Here is an 8613-nt window from a genome sequence, read left to right as displayed (position 1 = left end):
GACCCGAACTGGATTGAGCACCCCCGCTCCGTGCTGGTGGACCACAACTCCGGCAAGGTGTTCGTGACCGGCCGCTACTACGTGTCCGCGATCGACATGAAGACCTTCGAGGTTACCAAGCTGCAGTTGGAAGGCGCCCCCAACGGCGGCACCCGCTACGTCGGTATGAACATGACCGTTGACGGCGACAAGCTGTACGTGCCCGAGCGTACCGGCGGCAAGGTCTTCGTCATCAACACCAAGACCTTCAAGACTGAGCAGGTTATTCAGACCCGGGGCGAGAATTCCTCCGTTGAGGTTCGTCCCTCTGACGTCACTATTGACCACTCCGAGAACGAAATTTACGTCTCCTCGCAGGGCGTGGACGGCGTGAACTCCGGTATCTCCGTCTACGATTTGACCACCGGTGCGTTCAAGAAGTTCGTTAAGTTCGGCACCCAGGCGCTGTCCATGGAGAACGACGAGGACCGCGACCTGGTGTACGTGACCGATTTCGGTACCGGCAAGATCGCCATCTTCGACGCCAAGGCTGACCGCGTGATTGGTGAGGTTGAGATGAACGGCGGTAAGGCTAACGACCTGACCGTCACCGAGGATGGCTCCGTCATCGCAGTGGACAAGCAGGACATTGCTAACACCACCGCGGCGGTACCCTACGTGCTGAACTCGAAGACTGGCGACGGCTCCATGACCGACACCTACACCTCCAAGGCGACCGTGGACCGCAACGGCAAGGCTATTCCTTCCTCGCAGCAGAAGCTGGTTCCGAACTCTATCGTGAAGTTCCACGCTGAGGTTTCTGAGGGTGAGTTCACCTCCACCGCGACCATCAACCCCGCTAAGGTTCCCTTCCAGGGCTACCCGAAGCAGGCTACCGCAGTGCTGATTGACCCCACCCTGAACTTCGCTGAGGGTACCGTCGACATTACCCGCCCCTACACCTTCCACGTGTCCGGCTACGACTTTGAGAAGCCCCCGGCCGAAGGTATTCGCCTGTTCCTCGTCAAGGAAGGCGAATGGTCGATGGGATTCGACAAGCTGACCGATAGCGAACTGGCAAGCATCCAGAAGGTGTCCACCATTGTTCCGGCGAGCGCGTTTGTTTACAACGCACGCACCGGCAAGTACTCCTTCGATGCGACCCTGCGTGTTCCCGCGAATACCATGCAGTACAGCCAGGGCTACATGCTCGGTACCGTCACCGCTGGTTCTGACGTGGCTACCAACCGCAATTACGATTCGGCTGTTTCGCTGATCGTCAACGATGCGAAGGACGCCGGCAATGCAGATAACCGCGATGAGGCTGACGAGCCGGCATTCCCCGCCAACGCCTCGGCATCGCCTTCCGCACCTGCTGCAGTAGCAGAGAAGCCTGCGGCTGAGCAGTCTAAGGACGAACAGTCGAAGGCTGAGGAAGCTAACGACCAGCTGGAAACCACCGCGAAGACCGCGCCGCTGAAGAACTCTTCTTCGGTGAAGTCTGAGGATCAGTCTAAGGGCTCCGGTTCGGATTCTCAGGTGAGCGCTTCGGCTACCAAGTCTGTGCCTCAGAGCAAGGGCTCGCTGGCTAAGACCGGTGCTCAGAATGTTCTGAGCCTGGCTGCTGTCGGTGCGTTTGCATTGATTGCTGGTGCCGCTGTGATGGTGCTTCGCCGCCGTAAGGCATAGTTTCTTGCTCTAGTTTGAGCGGATGCGCCCCGTACACTGTGCGGGGCGCATTTTTGTGCCTTGATGATGCTGTGGCGTTTTATGGGGTGGAGGCGTGGTGCCGTGGTGGTTGAAGCTACCAGGGGATCGCCTGGTATAGCTGGAAAAGAGCCTAGGCGGTGAGTCTTGCACTCAGTGTAAAATATGTGATTCAATTCACCGCTTTTCGATTTGGTTGTTCCTGGGAAGCTCTGTATAGTTATATGTGTTGCCAGGGAGACCTGGTAAAAGAGATGTAAATCTCACGGCCCCATCGTATAGCGGCCTAGTACTCCGCCCTCTCACGGCGGCAACACCGGTTCAAATCCGGTTGGGGTCACCACTAGGAAATAAACCCTCAGTCTTCTGACTGAGGGTTTATTTGTTTATTCGGTGAAATTGGTTTTAGATTCTATGGTGCCGCCGTGAGCCTCTCACGGCGCCGCTCCTTACGTCGCGGCACTGCGGGGCATGATGGATTCCCTCGCGCGCTCGGCATCATGCCCCTCCGTCACCGTTACAAACCGGTTGGGGTCACACTAGGAAAAAGCTCTCCAGTCGAAAGACTGGGGAGCTTCTTTGTTTATCCGGTAAAAGAGTAAAGGCGAAAAGCCACATGTGTTTCGAAAAGCAACCATAATGGTGGCTTCTCGAAACACATGTGGCTTCTCAGCGGTATAGGGGATCCGGAATCTACTGTGCCGACGCCTCAGCAGAAGCAGTAGTAGCCTCCGCCGAACCTGCAGCAGTCGCCTCTGCAGACGCAGTACCCTCAGCCGAAACGCTCGGGCTCAGCGACGGAACCGGCGAAGCAGACGCAGTACCCGGAGCGCGACGCACCATACGCCAAGTGCCGTCCTGGTAGTGCGCCACAACCTGACCAGCCACCGGCTTACCCGGGTACTTGAACACCTCGGTCAGCGGCTGCACACGATCATTAGTCTTGCTGTACACGCCAGCACCCTCAGCACCATCAATCACCATCTCGGTTGCCCAAGTGTAGTAGCCGGTGCGAGTATCCTTGGTCGGGCGGTCAGCAGTCAGCGACAGAACCATCGGACGCTCCGAACCAATAACCCAGCCGCTCTCCGAAGCGTACATGCTCTGGAAAAACTCAGCCACGGTCGAGTAGTCGCCGGTGTGGTCAATGTTCGTGAAGCGGGTACCGTCACCGGTCAGCAGCAGGTAGTTCAGGGTAGCCTGCCAGTACGCAATGAACGCGTGCAGACCCTCAACACTGTTCTCACGCAGCTTCGCCGGCTCCACGGGGATCGCAACGTTCACTGCCTTGTGCTCCTTGGTGCCGGGCTCAAAAGTGCCGGTGGAGGAGTAGTCGGCAAGAACGACCTCACCCTTCATGCTGGGGCCAGGCTCAACGGTAGTGGTTGCCTCCGCGGTGGGGGAGACGGATGCGGTAGCGCTCGCGGATGCCGAAGACTCGGGTGCGGATGCGCTCGCGGTTGCTGAAGATTCGGAGGACTTTGAGGAACATGCGGCAAGAAGTGCAGCGGTGCCCAGGCCCAGTGCGGTCAGGGCGGTGCGGCGGGTATACATGGTAGACATGGGGCTCTTTCTGAGGTGAATAAAGTATGTGCCGGTATTGAACTAATTCCAGAATATCGCAGGGGAGCGGCCAGCCCAATGTTGTGTGCGCCTTCAACGCCGTAAAAGCGGCGGTAGATGACGAAAAACACGGGGCACAGAGATTTTCGCACGACTACGATATGACCGGGGTTCTAAATGGAGGTGCCGGAGCTGCTCGCGCTTGAGCTGGGTGAGCTCGTTGTAAGTTTGGCTGGTTCATTCCGAACCGTCCAGGCGCCATCCTGATACTCCAAGATAAAGAAGAACTCATAATCACCGGGGCCGCTACTCAATGAAGCCATGGTGAGTTCCCTGCCATCTGTGTAGTGAATCTTTGCTTCCTTGTTATACCGGCCAACACCCAGCCAGCGGTACTGTTGTTCGTCAACCTTCTGCGGAGCGTTCTTGGTCAGCTCTGCTGAGAATGGCGCATCAGTACCGTACACCCAGCCAGTGTTCTTCTCATAAAATTCGACGAAAGGTTCGGCCTTGTAGATATCGTTTCGGTTTATATCCACAGCCTTAAACGGCTCAATGTCGCCGGTAATCATAAGGTAATTGAAAGAAGCCAACCAGTAGTTTATGGCGGCGTACATGCCCTCCGTCGTTTTGGCTTTCATCTCTGCAGGAGGGACAGGCTTGGGCGGATTCTCCGCCTTCTTCGAGCTGGTTGCGGGAACGTAGGTGCCGCGTGATTCGTAGCCGTTGAACTTCAGCTCGCCCTTGTAGGAGCGTTGTTCCCCGGGCGTGCTCTGGTTGCTGAGCGGGCGAATATCGCTGGCGCAGGCGGTCAAGGAGGCGAGCGCGGTGGTGGTGGCGATGCCAAGGGCGGCGCGTCGGGTCACGAAGGTAGACATAAGGTACCCTTCAATAGATTATCGGTGCATCTACTTCAGGGTACCTTAGTGTATTTGGATATGTTTATGATTTCTTGGGTATTAAACCTGGGAAAATACTACAAAAACTGCGTTAGCTAACGAAAAGTGCTGTTTGTTAGGCGTACGTGGTGTCGGTGTCTATGCCACTGCATCCTAAACATTGAGGCCAGAATTGCTTCCGCCCGAGGAGTCGGGGGCAGCTGTCGAAGAGCTTTTCGTCTCAATGGTGACCATCCACGTATTGTTCCGATAATTCAACACAAAAGTGACCTCATCATTAGCAGAGCTGCCGCTCGTATCTGCAATGTGAATATCCCTGTCCTCCGGTACGTAATGGAGAACGGCGGCCTTATGGTTACGGCCAATACCCTTCCAACGGTACTGCTCATCGTCAACCTTCTGTGGAGTCTCTTCGATCAGCTCAGCCAAGAGCGGCGTATCGGTGCCGTACATCCACCCCTCATCCTTCGCGTACAAGTCTACGTATATCTTCATCTTCTGTACGTAGATACCGTCTAGGTCCACGTCCTTGAACGGGGCAGCGTCGCCGGTAACCGTCAGATAGTTCAGGGCTGCGAGCCAGTAGCCCAGCGCCGCATACATGCCCGAGATCGTCTTCGACTTTATGTTCTCAGGAGGAACGGGCATGGGCGGGTTCTCCGCCTTCTTCGTGGTGCTTGCGGGGCGGTAGGTTCCGGTGGACTTGTAGCTATTGAATTTCAAGTCACCCTTGTAAGGGCGCATCGGGTCAACTACGCTCGGGTCCTCCAGCGGGCGAATATCACTTGCGCAGGCAGTCAGGGAAGCGAGCGCGGCAGCGGTAGCAACGCCCAGGGCGGTGCGGCGAGTAACGAAAGTAGGCATGAGAACCCCTAAACGGTTTGTCAGTGTACTTTTAAGCGTACCCGAAGGAACTGATGCATGTTCAAAGTCCGCTCATGAACGCATAAGGGAACATCGCCACCGCACGTAGGTAAAGAGGAAGCCCCCGCATGCAATCTCAACTGCATACGGGAGCTTCCCTCACTTTTAGAACCAGCCGCTTAGAGGCGGGTTTTAGGCGCTAGCGCTGCTCTTCTCGGAAGAGGATGCATCAGCATCCTCATCACTGAGCATGTACCACGCACCGTCCTTGTAGTCCGCCGCGAAGTTGGTTGCCTCGCTCTTAGTGGATCCATCGACTAGGGGAGCGGGGTCCTGACCCTCAATGTGGATCTTCGCGTTGGGGTCATAGATGATGCGTCCGAGCCAATCGTAGCGGTTGGGTCCGCCCGCGACCTTCTTCGGGGCGTCGGTCAGAAGCTGAACGGTAACCGGCGTATCCGTGTCGTATACCCAGCCCCTGCCGGAAGAGTAGATGATAACAGCATTGCTGCCCTCGTTCGCATAGCGGGAGTACGGGTCAGCCTTCTTGAGCGGCTCGTAATCACCGGTCATAAACATGTAGTTGAAGCTTGCCACCCAGTAGCTGAGGAACTCGTACATGCCCTCAATGGTTGCCTCGTTCATCTTCTCCGGAACAATAGGTTTCGGCACGTTCTGCGCCTTCTTCTCAGCCGTGGCAGGAACGTACTCGCCGTTCTTCTCGTACTTGTCGAGCTTCACCGTGCCCTTGTACGACTTCTTAGCAGACTCAGTCGCTGAAGCAGATGCCGAGGCGGATGCGCTCGCAGACTCAGAAGTGCTGGCACTGGCCGAAGCCTCACCGGAGGCGGAGCTATCAGCCAGCGGGCGAATATCGCTAGCGCAAGCAGTCAGTGCTGCAACCGCGCCGGCACCGGTAGCAGCAGCTAATGCGGCACGTCGAGAAAGAAAAGTTGCCATGAAAAATCCTTAAATGATAAGTAGGGTAAGGGATGAAGCTCTGGAGCTTATTAACCCTATAAGTGAGGTAGATCCTCACCCCTAAGGTGAACTCTGCAAAGATGCTCTAGGCGTTATTAGGGGTAGCCTCAGTCGATGCTTTAGCGCTTGGGCTTGGAGTGCTCTGCTCGCCGCCCTTAGTGGCGGCATAAAACCATCTACCGTCCTTATAGGACAACTTCAGCTTGGCGTGGTCAGGAGTCAAAGCCTTACTAGGGAACATAGGCTCATCTGCTCGCCCTTCAATGCGAGACATCGCATTAGGATCCCTAACAAATCTGATAGGCCAAATATAGAGGGTGTCGCTACCCGATGCCTTTTCAGGCCGGGGGGTTAGCATCTCAGTTTGAACCGGTTTCTCCGAACCGTAAAACCATCCCTCATTGGTTTCGTATACAGTTACATAACCTTGAAAAGCTTTGACGTCCTTGCCAACAGGATCAGCTTCTTTCAACGGTTCAACATCACCGGTAAGTACTAAGTAGTTGAGGCTTGCTTCATAAAAACTATAGGCCGCGTAAGCTCCATCAACAGTATTCTCGTACATATTTGCCGGCGGTCGAGGCCTAGGCATGTTCAGCGCCTTATGCGTCTCATCCGCAGGGATATACTCGCCCTTCTTCTCATAGTTGTCGAACTTTACCGGCCCCAGATAGGACTTCTCAGAAGAACCACCCGAAGAGGCGCTAGCAGAAGGGCTCGCAGACTCAGAAGCGCTGGCACTGGCCGAAGCCTCACCGGAGGCGGAGCTATCAGCCAGCGGACGGATATCGCTAGCGCAAGCTGTCAGCGCCGCAGCCGCGCCAGCACCGGTAGCAGCTGCTAGTGCGGCACGTCGAGAAAGAAAAGCTGCCATGAAAAATCCTTAAGTAGTGCGTATCAGAAGATGAGGGAAACTAACTATCGTTGTTCAAAAGCATGCGCCACATGCCTTCCTTGTACTCCATGATGAACTTCGTCGTGCGAGGAATCGTCTTTTCCTCCTCAACGATAGTCGCATCAGGCTCACCCTCAATGTGGTACTTAGCGGCAGCGTCATACGCGACGGTCACAAGCCACTCGTAACGGTCCGGCTTATTAGCAACCGGCTGAAGCTCATTCTCCGCAATCTCAATCTTGTACGGCTGATCCGAACCGTAAATCCAACCCAGACCCGACTCGTAGAGCTTAATCATGGTCCTAGAGTTCCTCAAAAAAGCCTTCGCAGGATCCGCCTTCATCAGCGGCTCAACATCGCCGGTCAGAATCAGATAATTCTGGGAAGCAAGCCAATAACCCATCAGAGCGTAAGCACCCTCGGGGCTGTTCTCCTTCATCTTCTCCGGGATAAGAGGCTTCGGCACGTTCTGCGCCGGCGCCTCCGCACTCGCCGGAATGTAGGTGCCGCTCCGCTCGTAGTTATTGAACTTAATCGGGCCCACGTATGAGCCGGGCGTGTGATCATCGGTAGGAGAAGGTGACGCCGAGGCGCTCACAGAAGAGGAAGCCGCGCCAGAAGTAGCGCCAGAAGCAGCATTAGAAGCCGAACCAGAGGAACCGCCGGAACCCTGCGACAGCGGGCGAATATCGCTAGCGCACGCAGTCAGCGCTGCAAGAACACCGGTCGCACCCACGCCCAGGAGAGTACGTCGAGTGAAGAAGGTAGTCATCGGAAGCCCTTCGTTGGAGCCAATACAGAGCAAATCACGCCACACACCGTGGCGGGCATGCGCACCCCGTACAGACCTATCAGTACGTCAATGTATATATTTTTAAGGTTACCCGAGAGCCACCACCTAGCCCCCGCGACCACCTCAAGTGTTCAGAAAATTAAGACCCCACACCCAGCGTTTTACCAGGTGCGGGGTCTTATAACATGAAAAATCACCACGAGAGGAAACCCTCCGCCAGACGGCAACTAAGCGGCGCTAGACAGCTCCCACTTGTCGTCCTTGTACTCCAGACGGAACCTCGCCACCTTCTTCTTCGACTCTTCAGCGCTTGTCGCCTTCTCAGGCTGATTCCTATAATGCCGTATCATCTTGGGGTCCATATGGGCGAGGCCCTCCCAAATGAAGGCAGTGTTATTGCTGCCGGGCACCGCTCGAGGAGCATCAGTCAGTAGCTCAACAATATACGGAGTTTCCGTACCGTACACCCAACCAGCACCCGAGGCATACAGCTTGATTGTGCTCTGATACTTCTCCCAGCCGTAGCCCTTGTAGTAAACCATCTCAATGGGCTCCGGGTCACCCGTGATCATCAAATGGTTCAAGCTCGCCAGCCAGAAACTCAAGAAAGCGTACGCACCATCAACACTGTGCTCCTTGAAGTTCTCAGGAGGCGCGGGCTTCGGCACGTTCTCAGCCGGATTCGTAGCGGTCGCCGCAACATATTTGCCGTTCTCCACATAATTCTCGAAAGTGATGATGCCCTTATACTTCCTGCCCGAAGAGCGAAGACCCGAAGCGGCAGAAGCACTCGCAGAAGCACTCTCAGACGCCGAAGGAGAAGCGCTCGCAGACGCTGCGGCGGAAGCAGTTTCGGAGGCGGTCGCCGCCTCCGACGGAGAAGCCGAGCCGGTACTGTCGGCCAGCGGGCGAATATCGCTAGCGCACGCAGT

At 55.8% G+C, this 8613-nt stretch carries 8 protein-coding genes and 1 tRNA gene; 2 read left to right on the top strand and 7 right to left on the bottom strand.

Annotated elements, in window-relative coordinates:
- Both HMPREF2710_RS06960 and HMPREF2710_RS06955 read left to right on the top strand, forming a co-directional pair.
- A partial coding sequence (locus HMPREF2710_RS06960; protein ID WP_070600293.1) for an LPXTG cell wall anchor domain-containing protein occupies positions 1 to 1668 on the top strand: 1668 nt, incomplete at its 5' end.
- Between the two features lie 285 nt (positions 1669 to 1953).
- Positions 1954 to 2029 (top strand) — tRNA-Glu (locus HMPREF2710_RS06955).
- A gap of 350 nt (positions 2030 to 2379) precedes the next feature.
- Here HMPREF2710_RS06955 and HMPREF2710_RS06950 read toward each other — a convergent pair.
- The 7 genes from HMPREF2710_RS06950 to HMPREF2710_RS06920 form a co-directional block, all read right to left on the bottom strand.
- Positions 2380 to 3249 carry a DUF6318 family protein gene (locus tag HMPREF2710_RS06950; RefSeq protein WP_070506544.1) on the bottom strand — a complete coding sequence of 290 codons (870 nt, stop codon included), beginning with the start codon at positions 3247 to 3249 and terminating at the stop codon, positions 2380 to 2382.
- A gap of 173 nt (positions 3250 to 3422) precedes the next feature.
- Entirely contained in the window at positions 3423 to 4127 is a 705-nt protein-coding gene (locus tag HMPREF2710_RS06945) for a DUF6318 family protein (RefSeq protein ID WP_070600291.1), read from the bottom strand.
- 174 nt (positions 4128 to 4301) lie between these two features.
- Positions 4302 to 5012: a DUF6318 family protein gene (locus tag HMPREF2710_RS06940; protein WP_012903688.1), complete on the bottom strand. Its 711-nt coding sequence runs from the start codon at positions 5010 to 5012 to the stop codon at positions 4302 to 4304.
- A 192-nt stretch (positions 5013 to 5204) separates the two neighbouring features.
- Entirely contained in the window at positions 5205 to 5972 is a 768-nt protein-coding gene (locus tag HMPREF2710_RS06935; protein WP_049341418.1) for a DUF6318 family protein, read from the bottom strand.
- Positions 5973 to 6078: 106 nt separating this feature from the next.
- Entirely contained in the window at positions 6079 to 6867 is a 789-nt protein-coding gene (locus HMPREF2710_RS06930; RefSeq protein ID WP_044150526.1) for a DUF6318 family protein, read from the bottom strand.
- A gap of 40 nt (positions 6868 to 6907) precedes the next feature.
- The gene (locus tag HMPREF2710_RS06925; RefSeq protein WP_044150524.1) at positions 6908 to 7660 is read right to left on the bottom strand and encodes a DUF6318 family protein; all 753 of its coding nucleotides are present in this window, start codon (positions 7658 to 7660) and stop codon (positions 6908 to 6910) included.
- Between the two features lie 248 nt (positions 7661 to 7908).
- On the bottom strand, positions 7909 to 8613 hold a 705-nt coding region (locus HMPREF2710_RS06920; protein WP_070600290.1), incomplete at its 5' end, for a DUF6318 family protein.

It is taken from the genome of Rothia sp. HMSC069D01, assembly GCF_001810135.1.
GTDB lineage: Bacteria > Actinomycetota > Actinomycetes > Actinomycetales > Micrococcaceae > Rothia.
The sequence above is the reverse complement of the archived record's forward strand: the minus strand, read 5'-3'. Positions and strand labels throughout refer to the sequence as shown.

Coding starts and splice junctions, on each gene's coding strand:
- HMPREF2710_RS06940 (WP_012903688.1), bottom strand. CDS start 5,012: ATGCCTACTTTCGTTACTCGCCGCACCGCCCTGGGCGTTGCTACCGCT.
- HMPREF2710_RS06950 (WP_070506544.1), bottom strand. CDS start 3,249: ATGTCTACCATGTATACCCGCCGCACCGCCCTGACCGCACTGGGCCTG.
- HMPREF2710_RS06945 (WP_070600291.1), bottom strand. CDS start 4,127: ATGTCTACCTTCGTGACCCGACGCGCCGCCCTTGGCATCGCCACCACC.
- HMPREF2710_RS06935 (WP_049341418.1), bottom strand. CDS start 5,972: ATGGCAACTTTTCTTTCTCGACGTGCCGCATTAGCTGCTGCTACCGGT.
- HMPREF2710_RS06930 (WP_044150526.1), bottom strand. CDS start 6,867: ATGGCAGCTTTTCTTTCTCGACGTGCCGCACTAGCAGCTGCTACCGGT.
- HMPREF2710_RS06925 (WP_044150524.1), bottom strand. CDS start 7,660: ATGACTACCTTCTTCACTCGACGTACTCTCCTGGGCGTGGGTGCGACC.